General features: G+C 71.1%; 21 protein-coding genes and 1 riboswitch. Of the genes, 3 read left to right on the top strand and 18 right to left on the bottom strand.

Features of this window, described 5'->3' with window-relative positions:
• Positions 1 to 145: 145 nt before the first annotated feature.
• The 18 genes from JIG36_RS06840 to JIG36_RS06755 form a co-directional block, all read right to left on the bottom strand.
• Positions 146 to 1093 (bottom strand): hypothetical protein, encoded by a 948-nt coding sequence (locus JIG36_RS06840; RefSeq protein ID WP_203375843.1) that lies wholly within the window; start codon positions 1091 to 1093, stop codon positions 146 to 148.
• A 36-nt stretch (positions 1094 to 1129) separates the two neighbouring features.
• A complete protein-coding gene (locus tag JIG36_RS06835; protein WP_203375191.1) occupies positions 1130 to 1942 on the bottom strand; it encodes a DivIVA domain-containing protein in 813 nt (270 codons plus the stop codon).
• A 43-nt stretch (positions 1943 to 1985) separates the two neighbouring features.
• Positions 1986 to 2291, bottom strand: a complete 306-nt coding sequence (locus JIG36_RS06830) for a YggT family protein (RefSeq protein WP_203375190.1) — start codon at positions 2289 to 2291, stop codon at positions 1986 to 1988.
• A gap of 48 nt (positions 2292 to 2339) precedes the next feature.
• Positions 2340 to 3038 (bottom strand): cell division protein SepF, encoded by a 699-nt coding sequence (locus tag JIG36_RS06825; protein ID WP_203375189.1) that lies wholly within the window; start codon positions 3036 to 3038, stop codon positions 2340 to 2342.
• A gap of 229 nt (positions 3039 to 3267) precedes the next feature.
• Complete coding sequence (locus JIG36_RS06820) at positions 3268 to 3975, bottom strand: YggS family pyridoxal phosphate-dependent enzyme (protein ID WP_203375188.1); 708 nt, start codon at positions 3973 to 3975, stop codon at positions 3268 to 3270.
• Entirely contained in the window at positions 3972 to 5114 is a 1143-nt protein-coding gene (ftsZ, locus tag JIG36_RS06815; protein ID WP_203375187.1) for a cell division protein FtsZ, read from the bottom strand. The genes JIG36_RS06820 and ftsZ overlap by 4 nt, the downstream gene beginning before the upstream one ends.
• Before the next feature lie 297 nt (positions 5115 to 5411).
• Positions 5412 to 6173, bottom strand: coding sequence for a cell division protein FtsQ/DivIB (locus JIG36_RS06810; RefSeq protein WP_203375186.1), 762 nt, complete (start codon positions 6171 to 6173; stop codon positions 5412 to 5414).
• Positions 6174 to 6187: 14 nt separating this feature from the next.
• Positions 6188 to 7615: a UDP-N-acetylmuramate--L-alanine ligase gene (gene murC / locus JIG36_RS06805; RefSeq protein ID WP_203375185.1), complete on the bottom strand. Its 1428-nt coding sequence runs from the start codon at positions 7613 to 7615 to the stop codon at positions 6188 to 6190.
• 28 nt (positions 7616 to 7643) lie between these two features.
• Entirely contained in the window at positions 7644 to 8756 is a 1113-nt protein-coding gene (gene murG, locus JIG36_RS06800) for an undecaprenyldiphospho-muramoylpentapeptide beta-N-acetylglucosaminyltransferase (RefSeq protein ID WP_203375184.1), read from the bottom strand.
• On the bottom strand, positions 8756 to 10138 hold the full coding sequence (locus JIG36_RS06795; protein WP_203375183.1) for an FtsW/RodA/SpoVE family cell cycle protein: 1383 nt from the start codon (positions 10136 to 10138) through the stop codon (positions 8756 to 8758). Before JIG36_RS06795 ends, murG begins: the two co-directional genes overlap by 1 nt.
• A gap of 65 nt (positions 10139 to 10203) precedes the next feature.
• Entirely contained in the window at positions 10204 to 11307 is a 1104-nt protein-coding gene (gene mraY / locus JIG36_RS06790; protein WP_203375182.1) for a phospho-N-acetylmuramoyl-pentapeptide-transferase, read from the bottom strand.
• Positions 11304 to 12689, bottom strand: a complete 1386-nt coding sequence (locus JIG36_RS06785; RefSeq protein WP_203375181.1) for a UDP-N-acetylmuramoyl-tripeptide--D-alanyl-D-alanine ligase — start codon at positions 12687 to 12689, stop codon at positions 11304 to 11306. Before JIG36_RS06785 ends, mraY begins: the two co-directional genes overlap by 4 nt.
• Positions 12686 to 14200, bottom strand: a complete 1515-nt coding sequence (locus JIG36_RS06780) for a UDP-N-acetylmuramoyl-L-alanyl-D-glutamate--2,6-diaminopimelate ligase (RefSeq protein WP_203375180.1) — start codon at positions 14198 to 14200, stop codon at positions 12686 to 12688. Before JIG36_RS06780 ends, JIG36_RS06785 begins: the two co-directional genes overlap by 4 nt.
• 54 nt (positions 14201 to 14254) lie before the next feature.
• The gene (locus JIG36_RS06775) at positions 14255 to 16606 is read right to left on the bottom strand and encodes a peptidoglycan D,D-transpeptidase FtsI family protein (RefSeq protein ID WP_203375179.1); all 2352 of its coding nucleotides are present in this window, start codon (positions 16604 to 16606) and stop codon (positions 14255 to 14257) included.
• 6 nt (positions 16607 to 16612) lie between these two features.
• Positions 16613 to 17551 (bottom strand): cell division protein FtsL, encoded by a 939-nt coding sequence (gene ftsL, locus JIG36_RS06770; protein WP_203375178.1) that lies wholly within the window; start codon positions 17549 to 17551, stop codon positions 16613 to 16615.
• A complete protein-coding gene (rsmH, locus tag JIG36_RS06765) occupies positions 17548 to 18621 on the bottom strand; it encodes a 16S rRNA (cytosine(1402)-N(4))-methyltransferase RsmH (protein ID WP_203375177.1) in 1074 nt (357 codons plus the stop codon). Before rsmH ends, ftsL begins: the two co-directional genes overlap by 4 nt.
• Before the next feature lie 285 nt (positions 18622 to 18906).
• Positions 18907 to 19338, bottom strand: a complete 432-nt coding sequence (gene mraZ, locus JIG36_RS06760) for a division/cell wall cluster transcriptional repressor MraZ (RefSeq protein ID WP_203375176.1) — start codon at positions 19336 to 19338, stop codon at positions 18907 to 18909.
• A 715-nt stretch (positions 19339 to 20053) separates the two neighbouring features.
• On the bottom strand, positions 20054 to 20860 hold the full coding sequence (locus JIG36_RS06755; RefSeq protein ID WP_307872596.1) for a C40 family peptidase: 807 nt from the start codon (positions 20858 to 20860) through the stop codon (positions 20054 to 20056).
• Positions 20861 to 20866: 6 nt separating this feature from the next.
• Positions 20867 to 21046, bottom strand: a riboswitch (cyclic di-AMP (ydaO/yuaA leader).
• Between the two features lie 459 nt (positions 21047 to 21505).
• On the opposite strand from JIG36_RS06755, the gene JIG36_RS06750 reads away from it, so the two are divergent.
• The 3 genes from JIG36_RS06750 (at position 21506) to JIG36_RS06740 (ending at position 24317) form a co-directional block, all read left to right on the top strand.
• Positions 21506 to 22726: a Mur ligase family protein gene (locus JIG36_RS06750; protein ID WP_203375775.1), complete on the top strand. Its 1221-nt coding sequence runs from the start codon at positions 21506 to 21508 to the stop codon at positions 22724 to 22726.
• 36 nt (positions 22727 to 22762) lie between these two features.
• Positions 22763 to 23473, top strand: a complete 711-nt coding sequence (locus tag JIG36_RS06745) for a type 1 glutamine amidotransferase (RefSeq protein ID WP_203375175.1) — start codon at positions 22763 to 22765, stop codon at positions 23471 to 23473.
• Between the two features lie 151 nt (positions 23474 to 23624).
• Positions 23625 to 24317, top strand: a complete 693-nt coding sequence (locus JIG36_RS06740; RefSeq protein WP_236046070.1) for a TVP38/TMEM64 family protein — start codon at positions 23625 to 23627, stop codon at positions 24315 to 24317.
• Positions 24318 to 24362: the final 45 nt, after the last annotated feature.

Genomic DNA, 24362 nt, shown 5'->3' with positions numbered 1-24362 from the left:
ATTGTGCCGATCGAGGGCGGCCCACGGGAGGCCCGCGTTCGGTGCCCTTTCCTACCCTCGTCGATGCCCTCGTCAACCCGAGGCGACGGCCACCAGATGATCAGCCGCGGCAGGCGGCGGGAAGCGGGTGGTCGCGGCCGGATGATCAGCGGCGGGAGGCGGCGGCGACCAGGCGGTCGACCGGGCGGCACAGTCCGCACGGGCTGAAGCCGAGCTCGACCGCCTCGGACACCGGCACCGGCTCGGCCAGACGACCGACCAGGCTGGGGCACTCGGCCACGTGGTAGCGCGGGCGCCCGTCCACGACCAGCACCTCGGCGTCGAGCCGGGCCACCCGCACGGCGTCGGTGGGCTGCACGGCCTGGGGCAGCGGCTCGTCCTCGGGGTCGTCGTCGTCCGCCTCGTCGAACTCCTCGGCCTGGGCCGCTTCGGCCCGGGCCCGCTCGGCGGCCTCGTCGGCGGGCTCGCGCCGCCACGCGTCCTGGTTGGGGGTCTCGCTGCGGGCCGCGTTGATCGCCTCGGAGGCGCGCTCGTAGTCGGGGCCGTCGTCCTCGGCCTCAAGATCCCGACGACCGCCATCATCTGCGGACAAATCGCCCCGCGGGGCAGCCCCGGCCTGATCCGCGAAAGAGGCATCGGCGAAGGAAGCGTCAACAGAAGGGCCGCCGGCGTAAGAGGCGTCAGCAGACGAGGGGCCGGCGTAGGAGGCGTCCACGCGCGGGGCGTCCTCGAAGTCGGGGCCGGCGGACGGCTGGGCGGCGGCGACGTCACGGGGATCGAACTGGACGGTGTCGCGCTGATCGTCGGGCGGCGGGACCGGCCGGCGCCGGGCGCCGGCCTGTTCGGCGGCGGCCGCGAACTCGGGCTCGGCCACAAAAACGGAGTTCTCGTCGGCCGGAGCGGCCGGCTCCTCGGGAGCGGCCGGCGTCGCGCGCCGTGCCCCGGCGGCCTGACGCGCGCCGATGACCAGGAAGACCGCGGCCACCAGACTGGCCACGATGGAACTGATGAGCAGACCGCTCGATCCGCCGGTGAGGCCCAGCACGAGCAGCGTCACCGCGACGAGGATGAGCAGAAGACTAACAACGATCATGGCTCATCCTCGTCGGGTGATGAGGGGGAGAGAAGCTCAGCGCCCGGACTCGATGGCGTTGCGGCCACCGTAGGAACCGGCGAGACCGGCCGCGGCGAGACCTCCGCTTCCGCCGACGGCACGGCCCGAGTCGGCCCGCGACATCTCGGCCTCGAGGCCCTGGCCCCGGCCGTCGAGGTCGCGCAGCTGGCTCTCGAGGTAGGCCTTGAGCCGCGTGCGGTATTCCCGCTCGAACTGCTTGAGCTCCTCGATGTGCTTCTGCAAAGCGGAGCGCTTCGCGTCGAGGCCGCCCATGGCTTCCTGGTGGCGCTGACGGGCGTCGCGCTCGAGGGCGTCGGCCTTGGCGCGGGCCTCGCGGGTGACCTCTTCCGCCTTGGACCGGGCGTCGGAGAGAAGCTTGTCGGCCTCGCGGCGCGCGTCGGCGACGTGGTCGTCGGCGGTGCGCTGGGCCATCATGAGCACCCGCAGAGCCTGCTGCTCGCCGTCGGCGCCGGCACCGGCGGGGCTGCCGCCGGCCGGACCCTGGGCCCGGACCTGCTCGAGCTCGGCCTGCATCTGACGCGCGGCCTGCTCGGCCTGCGACTTGTCGCGCTGCACACGGTCAAGCTGAGCCTTGACCTCGTTGAGCTCGGCCGCGAGGCGCGGGTCGGCGCTCGGACCGGCTGGCGCGCCACCCCGACCGCCGCGCTCCACCTGGGCGCGCAGCTCGTTGTTCTCCTCGATCAGACGGGCGAGCTCACGCTCGACCTCGTCCAGGAAGGCGTCGACCTCCTCCTCGTCATACCCCCGCTTGCCGATGGGGGGTTTCTTGAAGGCGACGTTATGCACGTCGGCCGGGGTCAGCGGCATCGAAACTCCTCGGGTCAGTCGCGGCCGCGGTTGGGGCTGCTGTTTAGCTGAAGTTCAGGATCAATCTTTGAAGCACGAACCTCATGAGCACGAACAGGATAACCAGCAGCACGAGGGAAGCCAGGTCCAAACTCACGTTACCAATGCGCAGCGGTGGGATCACACGCCTCAACGCCTTGAGGGGCGGATCAGTGACGCTCCACACCGTTTCCAATGCCGCCGAGGCGCCACGACTGGGCTGCCACCGACGACCGTATTGGAGTACCGCACCCAGCACGAACCTGGCAAGCAGGACGAGGAAGAAGACGTAAACGACTAAATAGAGTATTTGGAACACGATCGAGAGCACTCGTGCGGATCCCCCATCTGGGTGGCGAGCGACGCGCGCGGGCTCGCCTCAGGCCTGACCGAAGAACCCACCCTCAGCGATCTTGGCCTTGTCCTCCGCGGTGACCTGGACATTTGCCGGTGAGAGCAGGAAAACCCGGTTGGTCACGCGCTCGATCGTACCGCGTAGACCGAAGGCCAGTCCGGCGGCGAAGTCGACCAGCCGGCGGGCGTCACCTTCATCCATCTCGGTGAGATTGATAATCACCGGAACGCCGTCCCGGAAGTGCTCTCCGATGGTGCGGGCCTCACGGTACGTAGTCGGGTGCAGCGTGGTGATCTGGTACCGCTGCTCCTCCTCGACCGCCCGGGCGCGGGGCTCCGGCTGACGTACCGGCTCCGGCGCGAGGGCCAGATTCTCCCGAGTGGAGTAGCTCAGAGCAGACGAGCTGTCACTCGACGTGCTCGGCCGGGTGATCGAACGGACGCTGGCGCGCTCGCTGCGCTCGGCACGTTCCACCCGATCGTGGTCGTCCATGTCGGCATGCGGTGACAGACGGTCGGACGGACGAGTGCGCTCCGTACGCGCCCGCGGCACCGGGCGCTCCTCCTCGACGTCTTCCTCGTCGGCGAACTCGTCGTCGGAGTACCGGCTTCCCGAGTACCGGCTCCGAGGACGGTAGGAGCTGTCGTCGTAATCGTTGTAGCCGCGGTCGTCATCCTCCTCGACGAGGCCCAGCCACACGCCCGCCTTGCGAAGCGCGCTCATGCCATCACCCCGTCACACCACCGCGCGTTGACCCGACCAGCCATGTGCCCCCACCTTCGTCCGCTGCTGCGGAACGCACCCCCTCGGCGTACCGCATTCCCCCTTTGCACGGGCGGAAGGTTTCGCGAACCTTCGTTCCGTGGCGTGCCGCGCCGTCGACGCGAGAGACCCGTCCCCCAGGACGGTGTCGCGTAAACAACACCCATGTAGTTTGCTGCCCGCCGCAAGGCTACCGCAGCGGGTTTCGCATTCCGAGCAAAGAAGTGCCGATCCGGACGTGTGTCGCGCCGTGCCGGACGGCCGCCTCCAGGTCGCCGCTCATGCCGGCCGAGATCACGGTGGCGCCCGAATGGGTCTTGACCAGGCGTTCCGAGAGCGCGTGAAGCGCCGAGAACGCCCGGTCGGGGTCCCAGTCCATCGGCGCCACCGCCATGACGCCGCCCAGCCGCAAAGCGTTCGCATCCGCGACGGAGTCGGATACCCGCCACAGCTCGTCCCCGGCCGCTCCCCCGCGACCGGCCGCGCCGTCGATGCTGACCTGCACGAGCACGTCGAGCGGCTCGGGCCGGTCGGCGGCGGCCCGGGCCAGCGCCTCGGCCAGCCGCACGGAGTCGACCGACTCGACGACGTCGGCGTACCGGACCACCGAGCGCACCTTGTTGCGCTGAAGCTGACCGATGAAGTGCCACCGCGGGGTCGCCCCGGCCGCCCGGGCCTCTTCGGCCTTGGGCGCGGCGTCCTGGTCGCGGTTCTCCCCGACGTCGGTCACGCCGAGCCCGGCGAGCAGGATGACGTCGCTCGCCGGGTAGGTCTTGGTCACCGCGACGAGGGTGACCTCGTCCGCGGGCCGGCCGGCGGCCGCGCACGCGCGGCCGATCCGGCCGTTCACCTCGGCCAGAGCGGCGGCCAGCTGGGCCCGCCGCTCCTGGTCGGTCACGAGCCGTTCTTGAGGAAGTCCGGCACGTCCACGTCGTCGAAGAGCACCCGCCGCGGCGGCGGGGTGGTCTGGGCCGGCGCGGGCGGAGGTGTCGTCGCCGCGGCCGCGGCCGCCGCCTGCGGGGTGACGGCCGTCCGCTCGGTCGGCTGCTGCACCACCTTGCGGGCCGGCTCGGACGGCTTGTAGGAGGGGGTGCCCCCGTCGAAGCCGGCCGCGATCACGGTGACCCGCACCTCGTCGCCGAGCGCGTCGTCGATGACCGCGCCGAAGATGATGTTGGCGTCGGGGTGGGCCGCGTCGGTGACCAGCTGGGCCGCGTCGTTGATCTCGAACAGGCCCAGGTCGGAGCCGCCGGCGATGGAGAGCAGCACGCCGCGGGCGCCGTCCATGCTCTGCTCGAGCAGCGGGCTCGAGATCGCCTTCTCGGCCGCCTCGACCGCGCGGTTGTCGCCGCGGGCGCTGCCGATGCCCATGAGCGCGCTGCCGGCGCCGCTCATGACGCTCTTGACGTCGGCGAAGTCGAGGTTGATCAGACCGGGGGTCGTGATCAGGTCGGTGATGCCCTGCACGCCGGAGAGCAGCACCTGGTCGGCCTGACGGAACGCGTCCATCATGCTTATTCCGCGGTCGCCGAGCGCGAGCAGCCGGTCGTTCGGGATCACGATGAGCGTGTCGCACTGGTTGCGCAGCTCGTCGATGCCGGACTCGGCCTGCACCTGACGGCGCTTGCCCTCGAACGAGAACGGGCGGGTGACGACGCCGATGGTGAGCGCGCCGAGCTTGCGGGCGATGTTCGCGACGACCGGCGCGCCGCCGGTGCCGGTGCCGCCGCCCTCACCGCAGGTCACGAAGACCATGTCGGCGCCCTTGAGCACCTCTTCGATCTCGTCGCGGTGGTCCTCGGCGGCGTTCTTGCCGACCTCGGGCTGGGCGCCGGCGCCGAGGCCCCGGGTCAGCTCGCGGCCGACGTCGAGCTTGACGTCGGCGTCACTCATCAGCAGCGCCTGAGCATCGGTGTTGATCGCGATGAACTCGACGCCCTTGAGCCCGACCTCGATCATTCGGTTGACCGCGTTCACGCCGCCGCCGCCGATACCGACGACCTTGATGACCGCCAGGTAGTTGTGGGGAGGTGTCATGGGCTCAGCCTTCCCTTCCAGGGTTGTGGATGTCGTGGGGTCCCGTGCGGTCCGGCCAGACCGCACCTTCGACACCCGCTGCCGGACAAGGGAGGGCGAGGAAACCCTCACCCTCTACTAGAGGCTTAGGTTTATGTCAACCACTCAGCCCCTCGTGGCAACGTAAGCGGAGTTCCGACCTCAACCAAAGAACCGGCGCGGCGTGTCGGCGTCCGCTTACGTGGCGAAAATCCGACGGACCCGTAACCTCGACCAAAATATGCCGTTTCCGCCCCGATGTCCGCTTAGTCGGTAAGATTAGCGGATCGTCACCACGGTCGGCGCGGAGACGTCGATCTCGTTGCCCTTCTGCTTCAGCAACGCGGTCGCGACCTGGCTCTTGGTGTCGCTCTGGGTGTCGTCGCCCCACACCACCACACGCTCTTTGCGGAGCTCGAGCCGGATCTGCGCGGGCGCGGCCACCGAGACCGCCACGACCTGCTCGCGCAGTTCGTCGCTGAGCGCGGCCAGCACGGTCAGCGCGGACTTCGTGTTCACGTCGGACGGCCCGGGAAAGTCGACCCGCACCAGTGGCAGGCCGGACGGCGGCTCCTTGACCGTGCGGTAGGCGACACCGGCCCGGTCGATCAGCGTGAACTCGCCGTTCTGCGGCACGGCGGCCACCGGCGTGCGCTCCACGACCTCGACGACCAGGGTGGACGGCCAGCTGCGGCGGACCACCACCCGCTCGACGGCCGGGATCTCGCGGACCCGGGACCGCACGCCGTCGAGGTCGACCCGGGCCAGCGGCTCGGCGTCGGGCACGTTCGCCGCCTGCTCGATCTGGGGCGGGGCGAGGAACTGGACGCCGACCACCCGGACCTCGCGCACGCCCAGCACCGAGGTGCCGTAGACGAGCCAGGCCAGGCCGCCGATCACGAGCAGCACGCCGGCCGCGACCGCCCAGGGCAGAGCGGCCCGCATGCGGCGCTGACGGGCCCGGGCCATGAACCGGCGGGCCGACGACGGCACCGCATCGGTGTCGGCCCGCACCAGCCTCCAGTTACGCCCCCCGCTCATGCCGCTCCCCGCTCCTAGACCCGGTCGGCCTCGTCCAGCGCGGCCAGCAGCTCGTCGCCCATCAGCGAGATCGGCGGGGCGCCCATGGTCACCACGACGTCGCCCGGCCGGCTGCGCCGCACGACCTCGGCCGGCACGTCCTCCCAGTCGGGCACGAAGACCTTCTGATCGGCGGGCAGGTCGATGGCCGCGGTGAGCGCGATGCCGCCCTCGCCGGGCCCGCGCACCTCGCCCGGACCGAAGACCTCCATGCAGATGACCTGGTCGGCGATGCCCAGCCCCTCGGCCAGCTCGGCCTGCAGGTCACGGGTGCGATAGACCCGGTAGGGCTGGAAGACCACCAGCAGACGGCCGTCGCCGGCCACCTCGCGCAGGGTGCGCAGCGCCGCCTTGACCGAGGTCGGGTGGTACGCGTATTCGTCGTAGACACGCACGCCGGCCGCGATGCCCTTGCGCTCGAAGCGCCGCCGCACGCCCGGGAACGAGGCCAGCGCCTCCACGATCTTGTCGAGCGGCAGGCCCAGGCGCAGGGCGGTCAGCACCGCGGCGGCGCTGTTGAGGCCCATGTGCCGGCCGGGCAGAGCCAGCTTGATCTCGCCCAGCGGCTGGCCGTCGAGCTCGGCCGTGTAACGGACACCGCTGACGGTCGAGACCACGTCGCTGATGCGCAGGTCGGCGCCGTCGGATTCGCCGTACGTGTAAACGGTCTTGCCGTTGGCCCGCAGCGCCGCGATCAGCTCCTGGGTGCCGGGGTCGTCGGCGCAGGTGATCACGAAGCCGTCGGGCTCGGCCAGCTCGGCGAACTGCAGGAAGCCCGCCTTGAGGCCGTCGAGGTCGCCCCAGTTGTTGAGGTGGTCGCCCTCGATGTTGGTGATGATCGCGACGTGCGGGCGGTAGATCAGGAACGACTTGTCGCTCTCGTCGGCCTCGGCCACGAAGTGGGGCCCGGTGCCGTGGTGGCCGTTCGACCCGGCCTCACTGATCTCGCCGCCGATGACGAACGACGGGTCCTGACCGGCGTGCTGCAGGATCACCGTCATGATCGACGTGGTGGTGGTCTTGCCGTGGGTGCCCGCCACCGCGATGGTCTGCCGGTTGGTCATCGCCGCCGCCAGCGCCTCGGAGCGGTGCAGCACCCGCAGCCCCCGGCGGCGCGCCTCGGCCAGCTCGAGGTGGTCGTGCGGGATGGCGGTGGAGTAGACGACCGTGTCGACGCCGTCGAGGTTCTCGGCGACGTGGGACATGTGCACCGTGCCGCCCAGCGCGCGCAGCCCGGCCAGCGCCGGCCACTCACGGAGCTCGCTGCCCGAGACCGGGACGCCCCGGGTGAGCAGCAGGCGGGCCAGGCCGGCCATGCCGACCCCGCCGATGCCGATGAGGTGCACGCTGCCCAGGTCTTCGGCGGTCAACTCGCCGGCCGGCCGCAGCTCCGCCGTGTTCACTGGTCCACTCCCTCGATCATGGGGAAACTCATCGGGCGTTCGCCACCGCTTCGAGAACGAATTCGAGCAGTGCCTCGTCACCGTCGCGACGACCGTACCGGGCGGCCGCGTGGCTCATCCCGGCGAGGCGCTGCCTGTCCCGCGCCAGCGGGATGATGTTCTGCTCGATCCACTCGGGAGTGAGCTCGCTGTTGTCGACCAGGATGCCGCCGCCCGCCTCGACCACCGGCTGCGCGTTGCGCGTCTGCTCCTGGTTGCTGAACGGGTAGGGCACATAGATCGCGGGCACGCCCAGCGCCGTCGTCTCGGCCACCGTGATCGCGCCTCCGCGGCAGAGCATGAGGTCGGCCGCCGCATAGCCGAGCTGCATGTCGCTGAGGTAGGGCAGAACCACGTACGGCACCGGAAGGTCGTTGGGAACCTCGAACGGGTCGTTGCGCCCACCCTGCACGTGGAGCACCTGCACACCGGCGTGGGCCAGGCGCTTGGCCGCGGCGGCGACGGCCAGATTGACCGTACGGGCTCCGGAGGAACCGCCCGAGACGAAGAGCACCGGCAGGTCGGGGCGCAGACCGAAGTGATAGAGCGCCTGCGGGCGGAGCGCGGCCCGGTCGAGGTGGGTCAGCGACGTGCGCAGGGGGACGCCGACGACCCGCGCGTCCTTGAGCGACTCGGCCTGCTGGGGCTGCTGCGGGAACCCGACGGCGACGTTCTTGGTGAACCTCATGCCCATCCGGTTGGCCACACCCGGCGGCACGTTGACCTCGTGGATGACGATCGGCAGCTCACGCCGCCAGGCCGCCAGATAGGCCGGGACCGACACGTAGCCCCCGAAACCGACCACCACGTCGGCCTGGACCTCGTCGAGGATCTTGCCGGCGGCGTGAGCCGACTTCCACATGCGGTCGGGGGTGCGCAGCAGGTTCATGTTGACCGAGCGCGGGAGCTGGAACGCCGGGATGACCCGCAGGTCGTAGCCGGTCGGCGGGATCAGCTCGTTCTCCATGCCCTGCGGGCTGCCCAGCGCGGTGATCCGCACGTCGGGGAAGTGCCGTTTCACGGCGTCGGCGAAGGCGAGCAGCGGATAGATGTGTCCGCCGGTGCCTCCCCCGGCGAGCACGACCGACCGCAGCGACCCCATCACCGTCTCCTTTCTGCCCCCGCACCCGAAGTCTCCCGGACCGGAGCCGGGCTCGGCCGACGCGGCGGGGGGAGCGGCGGCAGCGGGGCCCAGACTAGCCGTACCCATCTCGCGGGCGGACGCGCGTTCAGCGCGCGTGACGCACCGGGCTCGGCACGGGCGAACGAGGCGAGCATGCCGACCGCCGCCATGGTCACGACGAGCGCGCTACCACCTGCGGAGATGAACGGCAGGGGCAGGCCGGTGATGGGGAGCATGCCGGTCACGCCGCCGATGTTGATGACGGCCTGGGCGACCAGCCAGGTGGTGATCGCGGCCGCGGCGAGGCGGCGGAACGGGTCCTGCGAGCGGCGGGCGATCCGGAACCCGGTGTAGGCCAGCACCGAGAACAGCGCCAGGATCACCGCGCAGCCGACCACGCCCAGCTCCTCGGCGACCACGGCGTAGATGAAGTCGTTGTCGGCCTGCGGCAGCCAGTTCCACTTGAGCGCGCCCTTGCCCAGGCCGACGCCGAACCAGCCGCCCTCGAAGATCGCCGAGCGGGCCTGGATGATCTGGTAGCAGGCGTCCAGGTCGCACTGGTCGAGCGGCTTGAGGAAGTCGGTGAGCCGGGCCAGCCGGTAGTTCGACTCGCCCTCGCGGCCCGAGCCGGCGCCCCCGGAGGCGGCCGCGATCAGCAGGCTGATGCCGGCCAGGCCGAGCACGCCGAGCGCGGCGAAGATCCGCAACCGGACGCCGGCCGCCCAGAGCAGGCCGACGATGAGGGCCAGCAGCACCAGCATGCTGCCCAGGTCGTTATAGCCGACCAGCACGAACAGCAGGCCGACGACCGGGAAGAGCGGGCGGGACAGCTCGCGCCAGTGCCCCAGGGCCGGGCCCTTGCGGGCGATGATGTCGGCGCCCCACAGCACCATGCCCAGCTTGGCGAACTCGGCCGGCTGCAGACCGATCGGCCCGAAGTACAGCCAGAGCAGGTCGGCGTGGATCGGGCCGATCTCGGGCGCGCTCAGCACCCCGACCGAAAAGAGCGCCCGCAGCAGGTCGAGGATGCCGAGCAGCACGATCGACAGCCCGAGGACGTAGCGGCCGAGGTCGCGCAGGGTGCCCGCGGGCAGCCGCTGGCAGACCCAGAACGCGAACAGGCCGAGCAGCGCGAAGACGGCCTGGTTGGCGATCGCGCTGAAGGCGTTGCCGTTCTCCGCGTACGCCTTCACGCTGGTCGCCGAGAAGACCATGGTGAGGCCGATCAGCAGCAGCAGACCGGAGCTCGCGATCAGCAGGTAGTACGACGAGAGCGGGCGCGCCAGCAGCCCGTGCACCGCGGGCAGCAGCTGCCGGCTCAGTGACGGGCGGGGTGCCTGCTGGGTCCGGTCTTCCGCCATTCACTCATCTTCATACCGGCGACACGCCAGACGGTGTCTTGGCTCTGGCGTGTCGCCTGTGAGATCTATCCGTTGGTCGCGAGGAAGTCCGAATAGAACAGCCCGAGACCGATGGCGACGCAGATGCCCGCCACGATCCAGAACCGGACCACGATGTTGACCTCGCTCCACCCGGCCAGTTCGAAGTGGTGCTGCAGCGGCGACATCCGGAAGACGCGCTTGCCGGTGGTCTTGAACGAGATGATCTGGATGACGACCGACATCGTGATGATCACGAACAGGCCGCCGATGATGACCGAGAGCAGCGTGGTGCGGGTCGCCACCGCGAGCCCGCCGATCAGGCCGCCGAGCCCGAGCGCGCCCGCGTCACCCATGAAGATGCGGGCCGGCGACGTGTTCCACCAGAGGAAGCCGACACAGGCGGCGGCCGCCGCGGCCGCGATCATCGCGATCTCGAGCGGATCGCGCACCTGGTAGCAGTACTCGTTGACCCGGGCGTAGTCCGAGTCACCGCACCAGTGGCGGTACTGCCAGAAGCCGATCAGCGAGTACGCACCCAGCACCAGAATGGAGGCGCCGGTGGCCAGACCGTCGAGGCCGTCGGTGAGGTTCACGCCGTTGGACATCGACATGATCACGAACACGAAGACCAGGACCGAGCCGACCTTGCCCACGTCGAGCCAGCTGATGTCGCGGATGAACGAGATGTACTCGCTGGCCACGGTCTCGCCGTTGGTGCTGGGCACATAGAGCGCGACAATGGCGAACGCGCCACCGACGATCAGCTGACCGAGCAGCTTGCCCTTGGCGCTCAGACCGTCGGAGTTGCGGCGGCGCACCTTGAGGAAGTCGTCGAGGAACCCGACCACGCCGCAGAACACGAACAGGCCGAGCAGGACCAGCGCCGTCATGGTCGGCGACTCCTGCGCGATCTGCCGCTCGGGCAGCGTCGTCAGGGCGACGTGCCCGGCCGCGTACGCGATGACCGTGGCGATGATGAAGACGACCCCGCCCATCGTGGGCGTGCCCTTCTTGCCCTGGTGGGACGCGGGCCCGATGGTGCGGATCGGCTGTCCGGCCTTGAGCGCCGTGAACACCCGGATCGCGACCGGGGTGCCGAACAGCGAGATGATGAACGCGACCGCGGCCGCGACGATGACTGCCCTCACGGGCGAACCTCCTCGGGGCGCAGCGCGTCCACCACGTCCCATGTGCGGTACCGGGAACCCTTGACCAGCACGACGTCGCCGCCGCCGAGGTCGCCGGCCAGGATCTCGACGGCGGCGGCCTGGTCGGCCACCACGGTCGCCTCGCCCTTCCAGCCCTCGGTGGCCAGCGCGCCGTCGGCGATGGGGGCGGCCTCGGCGCTGACCACGATCAGCCGGTCCACCCCGAGCCCGGCCGCGAGCCGGCCGACCTCCTCGTGGCCGGACACCTCGTGCTCGCCGAGCTCGGCCATGTAACCGAGCACGGCGGTGGTGCGGCGCCCGCCGGCCATCGCGGCCAGCGCGTGCAGCGCGGCCGCGGTCGACGACGGGTTGGCGTTGTACGAGTCGTCGATCACCGTGGCTCCGTCGGGCCGGGTGAAGACGTCCATGCGGCGGCCCGACACGATGCCGACCTCGCCCAACGCGGTGGCCACCTGGGCCAGGGGCATCCCGGCCGACAGCGCGACGGCGGCCGCCGCGAGCGTGTTGGCCACCTGATGGCGGCCGGCGACGGCCAGCTTCACCGGCGCCGACTCATCGCCAAGCCCCAGCGTGTAGGACGCCCGGCCGCGATCGTCGACGTTGACATCGGTCGCCCGCAAATCCGATTTGCCCGATTCGCCGACGAGGACCAGGCGCGCCCGGGTGCGTGATGCCATCCCGGCCACCAGCGGATCGTCGGCGTTAAGAACGGCCACCCCCTCGGCCGGCAGCGCCTCGACCAGCTCGCCCTTGGCGCGCGCGGTCCCCTCGACCGAACCGAACTCGCCGATGTGGGCCGCGCCGACGTTGAGCACCACGCCGATCGACGGCCGGGCGATGTCGGTCAGGTAGCGGATGTGCCCGATCCCCCGCGCGCCCATCTCGAGCACCAGGAACCGGGTCTCCTCGCCGGCCTGCAACACCGTGTACGGAAAGCCGAGCTCGTTGTTGAGCGACCCGGCCGGCGCCACGGTCGGCCCGAGCCGCGCGAGCAGCTGGCCGATGTAGTCCTTGGTGGTGGTCTTGCCGCTCGAACCGGTCAGCCCGACCACGGTCAGCCGGTCGAGACGGGTGACGACGGCCTGGGCCAGCGCGGCGAGCGCGGCCAGCGGCTCCTCGACGACCACGCCCGGCTCGCCGGTGTCGCGGGTGCTCAGCACGGCGGCCGCGCCCGCGGCCACGGCGGTGCCGGCGAACCGGTGCCCGTCGACCTTCTCGCCCTCGAACGCGACGAACAGGCCACCCGGGCCGATCTTGCGGGAGTCGTACTCCACTCCCCCGGTGACCGCGACCTCCGGCTGCGCGTTGACCACGCGGCCGCCGGTGATCTCAGCGATCTCCCCCAGCGTCAGTCGGATCACGAGACGCCCCCGGCCGCGGCGGTCAGCGCCTCGGCGAGCTCGATCCGGTCGTCGAACGGCAGCATCTGCCCGTTCACCTCCTGGCCCCGCTCGTGTCCCTTGCCCAGCAACGCGATGACGTCGCCGGCGCCGGCCAGCCGCACGGCCTCGTCGATGGCGGCCCGCCGCCCCGCGACTTCGATGATCTTCGCCGGTGCCCCCGACTCCTCGGCCCCGGCGCGCACCGCCGCCCGTACGGCGGACGGGTCTTCGGTCCGGGGGTTGTCGTCCGTGATGATCACCAGGTCGGCGCCCCGGGCCGCGGCCGCACCCATCAGCGGCCGTTTGCCCTTGTCGCGGTCGCCCCCGGCCCCGATCAGGCCGATCAGCCGGCCCCCGCGCCCGGTCGCCAGCTCGCGCAGCGCGGCCAGGGCGGCCACGATCGCGTCGGGCTTGTGCGCGTAGTCGACCACGCCGAGCACCTCACCCGGGGCGGACACCTGCTCGAGCCGGCCCGGCACCCCCGGGCAGGCGGCGATGCCCTCGGCGGCGGTCCGCGCGTCGATGCCCGCGGCGACCAGCGAGGCCAGGGCCAGCAGCGCGTTGGCCACGTTGTGCCGGCCGGGCAGCGCGACCCCGGCCTCGACCTCGACCCCGGGGCCGTGCGCGACGAACCGCTGGCCGAACTCGGACGGGCGCACGTCGGAGGCCCACCACGTGGCCGCCGGGTCGCCCGCCGCCGAATAGCTGATCGTGGCCGGCTTGAACAGCGGCCGCAGCGCCGGCTCGTCGAGGTTGAGCACCTCGAACTGGCAGCGGCCGTCGAAGAGCTTGGCCTTGGCCGCGAAGTAGTCGTCGGCGTCGGCGTGGAAGTCGAGGTGGTCGAGGCCGAAGTTGGTGTAGCCGCCGACCGTGAAGCCGATGCCGCCGACCCGGCCGACGGCCAGGGCGTGGCTGGACACCTCCATCACCACGGCGCCGACCCCGCGCTCGAGACCCGCGGCCAGGATCGCGTGCACGTCGGTGGCCTCGGGGGTGGTGCGGACGCTGGGCACGACCAGGTCGCCGATGCGGGTCTCGACCGTGCCGATCAGCCCGGTGGTCACGCCGGCCGCCCGCAGGCCCGACTCCACCAGATAGGCGGTCGAGGTCTTGCCGGCCGTGCCGGTGATCCCGATCATCGTCAGCCGGCCCGACGGGTCGCCGTAGATCGCGGCCGCGGCCGTGCCGAGCACCGCCCGCGGATCGTCGGCGACCAGCACCGGCAGACCGGCGGCGACCGCGGCGGCGTGGCCGTCGGCGTCGGTCAGCACGGCGGCCGCTCCGGCCGCGGCCACGTCGCTGACGAACTCGGCGCCGTGCCGGTTCGCACCGGGCAGCGCCGCGTAGAGGTCACCGGGACGGACCGCGCGGCTGTCGTGCGTCACACCCGTGACGCCGGCATCCGGGCCGGTCAGCGTGGCCGGGAGAAGAGCCGCCAGCCGGGCCAGACGGTACGGCGTAACGGTTTCGGGACGGGGAATGCCGGGCACGGCGTCAGACCCTACCCCGTGCCCGGCTTTGCCACGAAAACGCCATGCGCAGGTTCATGGATGGATCTTGAACTTCGGCGCCGGCGTCGAGGACGGCGGCACCCGGTAGTGCAGCAGCGCGAACGACATCATCTCGGAGAACGCCGGGGCCGCCACGTCGCCGCCGGTGCCCTTGGGCACGTCGGCCGACACCGCGATGACATACCGCGGGTTCTCGGCCGGCGCCATGCCGATGAACGAGCCGTAGTTGGCGCTGGTGTACTGCCCGTCGATGAGCCGCTTGCCGGTGCCCGTCTTGCCGGCCACGCGGTAGCCGCTGACCGCGGCCTGGGTGCCGGTGGCGCCGTCGTTGTCGACCACCGACTCCATCATCTCGCGCAGGTCGGAGGCCACGCCCGGGTCGAGCACCTTGTGCGACGCGGGTTTGCCGGCCGCGGTGACCTCGCCGTCCCGGCCCGAGATCATCGACTTGATCAGGTGCGGCTGGATGTAGGTGCCGTTGTTGGCGATCGCCGCGTACCCGGCCGCCATCTGGATCAGCGTGGCGTCCACACTCATGCCGATCGGCACCGAGCCGGACGCCGAACCGCTCCACTCGTCGGGCGTGAGGAGCTTGCCCTCGGCCTCACCCGGCATGCCCTCGTTGGTCGCCTTCCCCAGCCCGAACTTCTGCTGGTACTCATAGACCTTCTGCTTGCCGAGCTTGTCCGCGATCAGGATCGTGCCCACGTTGGACGAGTAGGCCAGCAGGCCCGGCATCGTCATCAGGGTGCCCTTGTCCTGCTGGTGGCTGTCCTGGAAGCGGTAGCCACCACGCTCCAGGGCGGGCCCGATGGCCAGCGTGGAGTTCTTGTCGATCAGCCCTTCCTGCATGGCCGCGCCGAAGATGAAGGCCTTGTGGACCGAGCCCGGGTCGGCCACGACGCTGCTGGCCGCGTCCTCCCGCTCGGTCGGGGTGGCGTCCAGCGGCTTGGCCGCGTTGTAGGTCGGGTAGCTGGCCTGGGCCAGCACCTCACCGGTCTTCACGTCGAGCACCACGGCCGCGGCCATCATGGCCTTGGTGCGCTTGCCCTGCTCGCCCAGGATGCGCTGCACCTCGTACTGCAGGTCGCCGTCGATGGTCAGCTGCAGCGACGTGCCCGGCTGGGGTTCGGTGTACTTCTCGTACCCGCCCGGGATGGGCTTGTTGAGGTCGCCCTTGCCGATCTCGAAGACGCGCTCGCCGTCGGTGCCGCGCAGCAGCGAGTCGTAGCGGGCCTCGAGCCCCTCCAGACCCGAGTTGTCCGAGCCGGTCCAGCCGATCAGGTTGGCCGCCAGGTTGGCGTTCGGCACGTCGCGCCGCTCGTCCTCCTTGACCACGATGCCGTCGAGCTTCATGGCCGCGATCCGGTCGCCGGTGGAGATGTCGACACCCTGGGCCAGGAACTCGAAGCGCGACTCGCCGCCGCCGGGCCGCTCGTGCGGGGTCATCAGCGGGATCAGCTTCGACTGGGGAACACCGATCATCGGGCTGAGGATGGCCGCGGTCTGGGCCGGGTCCTTGACCAGGCCGGGGTCGGCGCCGATGAACCGGGCCTCGACACTGTGCGCGAGCACGCTGCCGTCCCGGTCCAGGATGCTGCCCCGCGGCGCCGGCAGGGTGACCTCGGCCAGGCGGTCCTTGCGCAGGTCCATCAGCATCTGCGCGTCCTCGGGGGAGGACGCGACCTGCAGCACCACGAGCCGGATACCGATCATCACGAACAGGGAGAGCGCGAGGACGGCGCCGACCCGCAACCGCCGGGTGCTGTTGGCGAGCTTGGGCGGTTCGGCCGAGACGGCGCGCACGGCCCGTTCGACCCGCGGTCCGCTCACGGTCCGTCGTGGTCCGGCCGCTTTTCCCGTACGTGGTGAGGCCGTCGGACGACCCGAGCGGGCCGGCCGGGTCGCGGTCGTCCGGGCCGGCTTGGAGGCGGTGGTGCGGACCCGCTCGCGGTCGGCCACGACCCGCCCGCCGGTGCGGCGCGCGGGACGGACCTCGTCGTCCTCGTCGTCCTCGATCTCGGGGCGGCGGCTGCGCGGAGGCTGCTTCTTCTCCGGCGTTCGCTTGGCGGGCCTCGCGGTGGGCTTCTCGGCGGGCGGTTCCTCCGTCACCGGGCGGCCGCGGCGCGGCGGCTGACCGCCGTCGAGCACCTGCAGCGCGGGGCGGAAGGGGTCGGTCGTGCGCCCGGCCCGCGGCGAGCGGGTGCGCTGGTCGCGCTCGGCCACGGTGCGGCCGCGCGGGGTGTAGGCCCGCGCGTCGCCGATGCCACCGAACCCGCGGCTGGGCTTCGGCGTCTCGTCACCCTCGGCGGGAACGTCACGAGACGTACCGCGCCGGGGCTGAGCGCCCCGGCGCGGTGGAGTGTCGTCGGCTCGCGGCGGCATCGTTTTCTACCGCCCGGTGCCGGTGTTCGTGCCCGCGTTCTGACCGGTGCCGGTGTTCTGGCCGGTGCCCGTGCCGGTGTTCTGGCCCGTGCCGTCGGCCGGCGAGATGTTCTCGCTGCCCTTGTCGGTCACCGCGTCCGGGTGGGTCACCGAGATCGGCCCGCGGGCCGGCTTCGGCACCCGGATGATCTTGCCGTCGGGCAGGCGCAGCTGGGCCACGTCCTGGATGTTCGCCCGCACCAGGCCGAGCCGGCGGGCCGCGGCGTCCAGGTTGCCGATGCTCGACGCCTCGACCAGCTGGTTGTCCAGATCCTGCCGCTGGTTCTCCAGGGCGGTGTTCTGCTTCTGCAGGTCGGCGATCCGGAACGAGTTCTCGTTGGTCTTCGTGTTGATCAGCAGGATGCCGAGCACCCCGACGATCACCACGCCGATCACACCGGCGACGAAGGGCGCCCGCGGTCCACCGTGGATCGGCGGCGGCGGAGCGACCCGCAGGCGCGGCGCGGCGGGCGCGTCGGTCACCCGGATCGGCTCGGCCTCGGTCACCTCGATCTGCAGCGCGGCCGCACCGTCGACCGGCGCCTGCACGTCGCGGCGGCCCCGGCCGGGCACGACCGGCTTGCGCTCGCGGGCCGGGCTCTTGCCGGCGGCCCGGGCCTGACGGGCCTGGCGGGCCGCCTCCCGTGCCTCCCGCGCCTCGGCCCGCTCCCGGCGGACCTCGGCCGGCGTCCGGCTGTCCTCGTTCTTACGGGTCCCTGACCGGCGCGTGTCGGACCGGCGTGCCGCCGCCCGGTCCTCAGCTCCGGCGAACTGCCGCGCCCCCCGGCCGGCACTTCCCGGGGCGTCCGCATCGCGGCTCGATCCCGTGTCGCGCCGTCCGGCCACCGGGCGGTGCTCGTCCGCGGCCCGGCCCCCCGGCCGCGGCGTCTGGATGCGCTCGCTCATGCTCTCCCCTCCCCCTCTTCCCGTTCCCCCGGGCGTAACCGCCCTCGTCCCCCGTGCGTTGTAGACAGTCGGGGCCGTTCGCGGGCGGCCCCGGGCGTTCCGTCGTTCCGGTCGAGGCGCTCGACCGCGCGCAGCTTCACCGAAGCCGCTCGCGGGTTGTCCGCGACCTCCTGCTCGCTGGGCGGTTCTGACCCCCTTGTCAGCAGCCGCAGCGTCGGACCCGTCCCGGGCAGTTCGACCGGCAGATCGACCGGCCCGGTGCTGCGCGTCCTCGCGGTGAGGGCACGCTTGACGATCCGGTCCTCCAAAGATTGGTAGCTCATCACCACAAGCCGCCCTTTTACGGCCAGGGCGTCCAAAGCGGCCGGCATGGCCGCTTCGAGCGTGGCGAGTTCGCCATTTACCTCAATACGTAGCGCCTGAAACGTTCTTTTGGCGGGATTTCCACCCGTTCGTCGCGCGGCGGCCGGGATCGACGTCTTGACCAGCTCGGACAGCACCGCCGTCGAAGTGATCCGGCCCTTCTGCCGCTCCCGGACGATCGACGAGACGATCCGCTGAGCGAACTTCTCCTCGCCGTACGTCCGCAGGATCCGGACCAGCTCGCCCGGCTCGTACTCGTTCACGACCTGCTCGGCGGTGATGCCGGAGGTCTGGTCCATCCGCATGTCGAGCGGCGCGTCCTGGGCGTAGGCGAAGCCGCGGTCGGCCTCGTCCAGCTGCAGGGACGAGACGCCCAGGTCGAACAGTCCGCTGTGGAACTCGGCCAGGTCGAGCTCGTCGAGCACCCGGGGCAACTCGTCGTAGACCGCGTGCACCAGCTTCGCCCGGTCGCCGAACTTGGCCAGCCGGTGCCGCGAGTGCGTCAGCGCCTCGGTGTCGCGGTCGAGCCCGACCAGCGTCACCTCGGGAAAGCGCTCGAGCACGGCCTCGGCGTGACCGCCCAGGCCCAGCGTGAAGTCGACGTGCACGGCGCCCGGCAACCGGAGTGCGGGGGCGAGCAGCTCGAGGCAGCGCTCGAGCAGCACCGGCACGTGCGTGCCGCGAAGCTCCCCCATGTCGACCCCCATCGCCCCACCCCGACTGTCACGCGCGTCCTGCTGTGGCACCGGTCCGGCACCGACCTGCCGGCTGTCAGCCCCAACGCCCGCGTACGTCACCCGTTCCGCGGCCCGTCCGGACGCCCGCCCGTACCGCCAGATCCCCATCCGCTCGTGCCCGTTGCCATTCGGGCTCGCCCTTGGCCGGACACGCGCCTGGCGCCGGGGAAGAGGCGCCAGGAGCGGGAGCGGCTGGAGATCTCGCAGTACGGAAGCGGCCGCGTCCGGCCCATGCGGGCCGAGCGGGTGCCGTTCCTACAGTCCGCCGGGCAGCACCCCCTCCTCGATGTCGGCGAACTCGTCCTCGCTCGCCGAGAGGTAGTCCTCCCAGGACTGCTTGTCCCAGATCTCCACCCGGGTGCTCGCGCCGATGACGACGAGCTCACGGTCGAGGGCCGCGTATTCCCGCAGGTGGCCGGGGATGGTGACCCGCCCCTGCTTGTCGGGGACCTCGTCGTGCGCGCTGGCGAAGAAGACCCGGCTGTAGGCCCGGGCCGCCTTGTTGGTGACCGGCGCCTCGCGCAGCTGACCGGCGATGCGCTGGAACTCCGGCATCGGGAACACGTACAAGCAGCGTTCCTGCCCCTTGGTGATCACGACACCTCCCGCCAGCTCATCACGGAACTTCGCCGGAAGGATCAGCCGCCCCTTGTCGTCGAGGCGCGGAGTGTGCGTGCCGAGAAACATCGGCCTCACCCCCTGCCCCGGGCGGTTTCGCGGTCCGCCTGTCAACTCGGGCCGGCAGGCCCCTCAGAACTGTTCCTCTTCGGCCCTGCCACTGTGCTCCACTCTACTCCACTTCCCTCCACTCGCAAGCCGAATGAGCGGGGTCGCGAGCTTGATTCGCACACGAAACCCCAGCTCAACGCGATGGGAGGGAAGTGGAGGGCCAGACCATGATCAACCTCGTCCGGTTTCCGACATCCTGCCGGGCCGCCTGTCAAGAACCCTCCCAAACACGCCCAAACCTCCCCCGCGCACACGTTGTCAACCCCCGCGGGGAGGAAAGTGGAGGACCGGGAGACGCCCGTGGGGAGCGGAGTGGAGGACGTGGGGCCTTATATATAGGCGGCGAAGCGAACTGCCTCATCGGCGGCGGACCGACGGCTCGACACATATAGGCGGAGCGACGGCTCGACGCGGGAGCAGCAGAGTCACCCCGGACATGGGGACGCCGGGCCGCAGGCGTGAGGAGGCAGCGGCCCGGCGTCGGGGCGGGTGACACGAGGGTGCGGTGCGGGGAAACGCGGCCGACGGGGACGGGCCGCAGGGGGGAACCGCCCGGCGGGGGAAGGCGAGCGCGCGGGGAACGCGGAGCGCGGCCGGGGGCCGTACGGGGAAAGCGGGTGGACGACAGCGGGGCGCCCCCGAACCGGAAGGCGCCCCACTGAAGTCGCAGTCGTCAGACCAGGCGGCGGACGACGTAGTTGGAGCCGATCATCTTGCGCTTCGACACCCGCGCGCCGGTGTGCGGGGAGTCGTACATGTAGCCACCACCGGCGTAGATGCCGGCGTGGTACCCGTACGAGCCGTTACGGAAGATGATCAGGTCGCCGACCTGCTTGGAACCCTTGGCGACGGACTTGCCGTACTTCTGCTGCGAGTTGGCCTTGTGCGGCAGGCTCTTGCCGACCGCCTTCTTGTAGACCCACATCGTGTAGCCCGAGCAGTCGAAGCGGCTGGGGCCGGCGGCGCCGTACTTGTACAGCGACCCGACGTGCTTCTTGGCCTCGCTAATGATCTTGGTCGCGCCGGGCTGCTTCACGGTCACCGAGAAGGAGCCACCGGCCACGGCCTTGTAGGTCGGGGTGCCCACGTAGTAGGCGCGCATCCGGCCACTGACGTGCGGCTCACCAGTGAGCGTCACGGTGCCGGACGAGCCGAGGGCCTTGGCGGTGAAGTTGACCCACTTGCTGCCACGGAGGGCCTGGAGGCGGACCGTGCCCGAAGTGATCACCTTGCCGTTGGCCGGGTTGATGTACTTCGCGGTGAGCTTCACCTTGCCGCCGTAGGCCACCGTCCGCGTGGAGATCGAGCTGCGGACCGACGGCTTCACCTTGGCGGACGCAGCCGCCGCGGTGACGATCGGGGCGGCGCTGGCGGCCGAGGGGGCAACCAGCTGACCTGCGCAGAGGCACAGACCGAGAGACAGTGCGATGGCACCGGCGCCGGCCATGCGGCGGCCCCGGCTCGAACTGTGTTCGTGCACGGTAGAGATATCCCTCCGGCACGCCTGCGAGGTTAGCTGTCGGGTTCGGGCGGGAAGGTGTGCCCGGTCGCTGGAAGGCGACTTCACCCCGAGGTCGTCCGTGATCGCCATCGGAGCGGATGGCGCGGAGCGGACCAAAAGTGGTTCCCCCGTCCCTGCCCCCGTATGCCTTTGTGGTTGTTCAAGTACCGGGTGGTCGCGTCGACCGGCCCGGGGCAGGGCTCGGCGTGAACCAGGTCGTCGCGAGTCAGGCAGCGGGTGCTGCCGGCCAGACCTTGCTACCCCAATTCGCGGACGTTCGCCGGAAGCGATTCCGTGACGGAGCGTGTTTGGCACATGAGGCACTGTCCGATTTGTTACCAGGCGCTGAGAAATGCCATGGCCCCGCGTAATGGACCTACTACCGAGGGTGGATAGTTACGGGTGAATCAGAACACATATTTACTCCGCACCATTCGGGTGATGCACACCGCAATTTCACTCGTACGCCTTCCCTACCGTTCTCACCGGCCAAAACGGCGCCCGCCGAATGCTTGATCTCAATACCCCGTTCGGACGGGCCGGGCGGGTGCCCGGAACCGGACTCATGGCAACTCGACGTAACAGCCGGGTCCGGTACCCTCGTGTCCCGTGACGGACGGGAAAATGCCCCTGCGGGCCAAGGTCGCGACCTCCGTGTCGAAGACCGCGGCCGCGCTCTCCAGGGCCGCGGGACGCGGCGACGGCTCGGTCATCGGCGGATGGATCGGCCTCAAGATCGACCCGGATCTGCTCGGCCACCTCGCGGCCGGCCGCGCGATCGCGCTGGTGTCCGGCACCAACGGCAAGACCACCACGACCCGGCTGGCCGCGGCCGCGCTGGGCGTGCTCGGTCCGGTCGCCACCAACTCGTTCGGCGCCAACATGCCCACCGGGCACACGTCGGCGCTGGCCAAGGCCGGGGCCACGCCGTTCGCGGTGCTCGAGGTCGACGAGCACTACCTGGCCCGGGTGATCGACGAGACCAACCCGCGCGTGGTGGCGCTGCTCAACCTCTCGCGCGACCAGCTCGACCGGGCCAAAGAGGTCGCGATGATGGCCCAGATGTGGCGCTCCGCGCTGGCCGGTCACCCCGACGTGTCGGTCGTGGCCAACGCCGACGACCCGATGGTGGTCTGGGCTGCTCGCGGCTCCTCCCACATCACCTGGTTCAGCGCCGGGCAGCGCTGGCACGACGACTCGTTCGTGTGCCCCGAGAGCGGCCACCCGATCGAGCGGGCCGGCGGCGACTGGTGGTGCACCGGGTGCCCGCTGCGCCGCCCGCAGCCCCAGTGGCGCGTCGAGGACGAGGGTGTCGTCGACCCGCGCGGCGACTGGCACCTGGTCAAGCTGCAGCTGCCGGGTTCGGTCAACATCGGCAACGCGGCGACCGCGCTGGCCGTGGCGGCCGAGTTCGGGGTGCGGGCCATCGAGGCGCTCCCCCGGCTCTCGACGGTGGCCTCGATCGCCGGCCGCTACGCCCAGGTCGACCGGGACGGCCGCAACATCCGGCTGCTGCTGGCCAAGAACCCGGCGAGCTGGCTCGAGGCGTTCGACATGGCCGAGCAGGCCCCGACGCTGCTCTCCATCAACGCCCGTGACCCCGACGGTTTCGACACCTCGTGGCTCTACGACGTCGACTTCTCGCCCCTGCACGACCGGCCGGTTCTGATCACCGGCGACCGGGCCTTCGACCTCGCGGTGCGCCTCGAAGTGAACGGAATCGCCTTCCGGCACGTGTTGAGTTTCGAGGAGGCGATCCGGTCGGTTCCGCCCGGACGCCTCGAGGTGATCGCCAACTACACGGCTTTCCAGGACATCCGAGCGGAGTTGGACCGTGTCAACTGAGCTCATCCGCGGCGGAGAACAGAAGGACGAGCAAGCATGAGTGAGAGCGTTCTGCGAATCGTCTGGATCTATCCGGACCTGCTCTCCACCTATGGAGACCGCGGCAACCTGCTGATCCTGGCCCGTCGCGCGGCCATCCGGGGCATCCCGGTCGAGACCTATCAGGTGCGCTCCGACCAGGCCATGCCCTCGACCGCCGACATCTATCTGATCGGTGGCGGCGAGGACGGCCCGCAGGCCCTGGCGTCGCAGCGGCTGATCAGCGACGGCGGTCTGCACCGCGCGGTCAACCAGGGCGCGGCCGTGCTGGCCATCTGCGCCGGTTACCAGTTGTTCGGTCACTCGTTCTTCGCCAAGGGAGAGAAGTGCCCCGGTCTGGGCCTTCTCGACCTGCACTCGGACCGCGGCGAGACCCGCGCGGTGGGCGAGCTGCGGGGCGACATCGACCCGCGGCTGGGCCTGCCCCCGCTGTCCGGGTTCGAGAACCACGGCGGGCGTACGCACCTCGGTCCCGGCGTCGCGCCGCTGGCCCGGGTGACCGCCGGAATTGGCAATGACGGGCAGACCGAGGGAGCCTGGCACGGGAAGATCCTGGGCACCTACTCCCACGGCCCGGCGTTGGCTCGCAACCCAGCTATAGCCGATCTGCTACTGCGTTGGGCCATCGGCGCGGATAGTCTTGCCCCCGTTGACGACACCTGGCCCGACAAACTGCGCGCCGAACGCCTGGCCGCAGCGGGTGCCTGACCAGCACGACGAGCACCAGACACGACGAGTCCCGAACCCGACGAGCACTGGGCGGTATTACTGCATGACTGACATCCTGATCGCCCCGCGGGGCGTGAACCTCGCGGCGGACCCTCAGGTTTCTCAGACCACGCAGCCCACGAACTCCCCGATGGGCACTCAGACCGCGGCGGCCTCCCCGATGGGGTGGAAGCGCCGTCTCGTCCGGTTCAGCATCCTCGGCGTGGCTGTGGCCGGTGTGGCCACCGCGGCCGCGGTGCTGCCGCTGCAGCAGATCGCCGACGGGTTCGCCCAGCTCGGCCCGGCCGCCGCGGTCGTGCTGGCGGTGCTCGGCGGCCTGCTGCTCTCGGTGCTGGTCCCCCGCACGGCGATCACGCTGGCCTGCGGCGCCCTGCTGGGCGCGGCCACCGGCGCGGCGACGGCCCTGGCCGCCGCCGTGATCGCTGCGGCTGTCACCTACTACGCCGGCCGCTGGGTAGGCCGGGGTGCCCTGGCGGCCCGCACGGGTGGCAAGCTCGAGCGTCTCGACGGCTGGCTCAACCGTCGCGGCCTCTCCGCCGTGCTGCTGGTCCGGTTCCTGCCGCTGGCCCCGTTCGGCCTGGTCGGCTACGCCTACGGCACGACCAGCGTCTGCCGCAAGCGTTACCTGCTCGGCACCACGCTCGCCTCGATCCCGTCCGCGGTGTCGTACGCCGTGATCGGCGCCGCCGTGGTCAAGCCGGGCGAGATGAGCCCGCTGTCGCTGGCCCCGGCCCTGATCGGGTTCACGCTGACCACGTCGATCGTCTTCTGGTGGAAGCGGTCGGCGAAGAAGGCCGCGGCCGCCGCGACCGCCGCCGCCTGAACCGGGCGAAAGGCGCGAACCGCCTGACCCCGTACGGGAAAAGCA

Source organism: Paractinoplanes ovalisporus (assembly GCF_016834655.1).
In the GTDB taxonomy this organism is placed as follows: Bacteria; Actinomycetota; Actinomycetes; order Mycobacteriales; family Micromonosporaceae; genus Actinoplanes; species Actinoplanes ovalisporus.
Note: the sequence above shows the minus strand (reverse complement) of the source record. Positions and strands in the feature narration are given on the sequence as shown.

Bases quoted from the DNA above. Each gene is read 5' to 3' on its own strand.
- ftsZ (WP_203375187.1), bottom strand. From the start codon at position 5,114: ATGACACCTCCCCACAACTACCTGGCGGTCATCAAGGTCGTCGGTATC.
- rsmH (WP_203375177.1), bottom strand. From the start codon at position 18,621: ATGGGGGTCGACATGGGGGAGCTTCGCGGCACGCACGTGCCGGTGCTG.
- ftsL (WP_203375178.1), bottom strand. From the start codon at position 17,551: ATGAGCGAGCGCATCCAGACGCCGCGGCCGGGGGGCCGGGCCGCGGAC.
- JIG36_RS06825 (WP_203375189.1), bottom strand. From the start codon at position 3,038: ATGAGCGCGCTTCGCAAGGCGGGCGTGTGGCTGGGCCTCGTCGAGGAG.
- JIG36_RS06840 (WP_203375843.1), bottom strand. From the start codon at position 1,093: ATGATCGTTGTTAGTCTTCTGCTCATCCTCGTCGCGGTGACGCTGCTC.
- JIG36_RS06775 (WP_203375179.1), bottom strand. From the start codon at position 16,606: ATGCCGCCGCGAGCCGACGACACTCCACCGCGCCGGGGCGCTCAGCCC.
- JIG36_RS06810 (WP_203375186.1), bottom strand. From the start codon at position 6,173: ATGAGCGGGGGGCGTAACTGGAGGCTGGTGCGGGCCGACACCGATGCG.
- murG (WP_203375184.1), bottom strand. From the start codon at position 8,756: ATGGGGTCGCTGCGGTCGGTCGTGCTCGCCGGGGGAGGCACCGGCGGA.
- JIG36_RS06835 (WP_203375191.1), bottom strand. From the start codon at position 1,942: ATGCCGCTGACCCCGGCCGACGTGCATAACGTCGCCTTCAAGAAACCC.
- JIG36_RS06740 (WP_236046070.1), top strand. From the start codon at position 23,625: ATGGGCACTCAGACCGCGGCGGCCTCCCCGATGGGGTGGAAGCGCCGT.
- JIG36_RS06745 (WP_203375175.1), top strand. From the start codon at position 22,763: ATGAGTGAGAGCGTTCTGCGAATCGTCTGGATCTATCCGGACCTGCTC.
- mraZ (WP_203375176.1), bottom strand. From the start codon at position 19,338: ATGTTTCTCGGCACGCACACTCCGCGCCTCGACGACAAGGGGCGGCTG.
- JIG36_RS06795 (WP_203375183.1), bottom strand. From the start codon at position 10,138: ATGGCGGAAGACCGGACCCAGCAGGCACCCCGCCCGTCACTGAGCCGG.
- JIG36_RS06750 (WP_203375775.1), top strand. From the start codon at position 21,506: ATGCCCCTGCGGGCCAAGGTCGCGACCTCCGTGTCGAAGACCGCGGCC.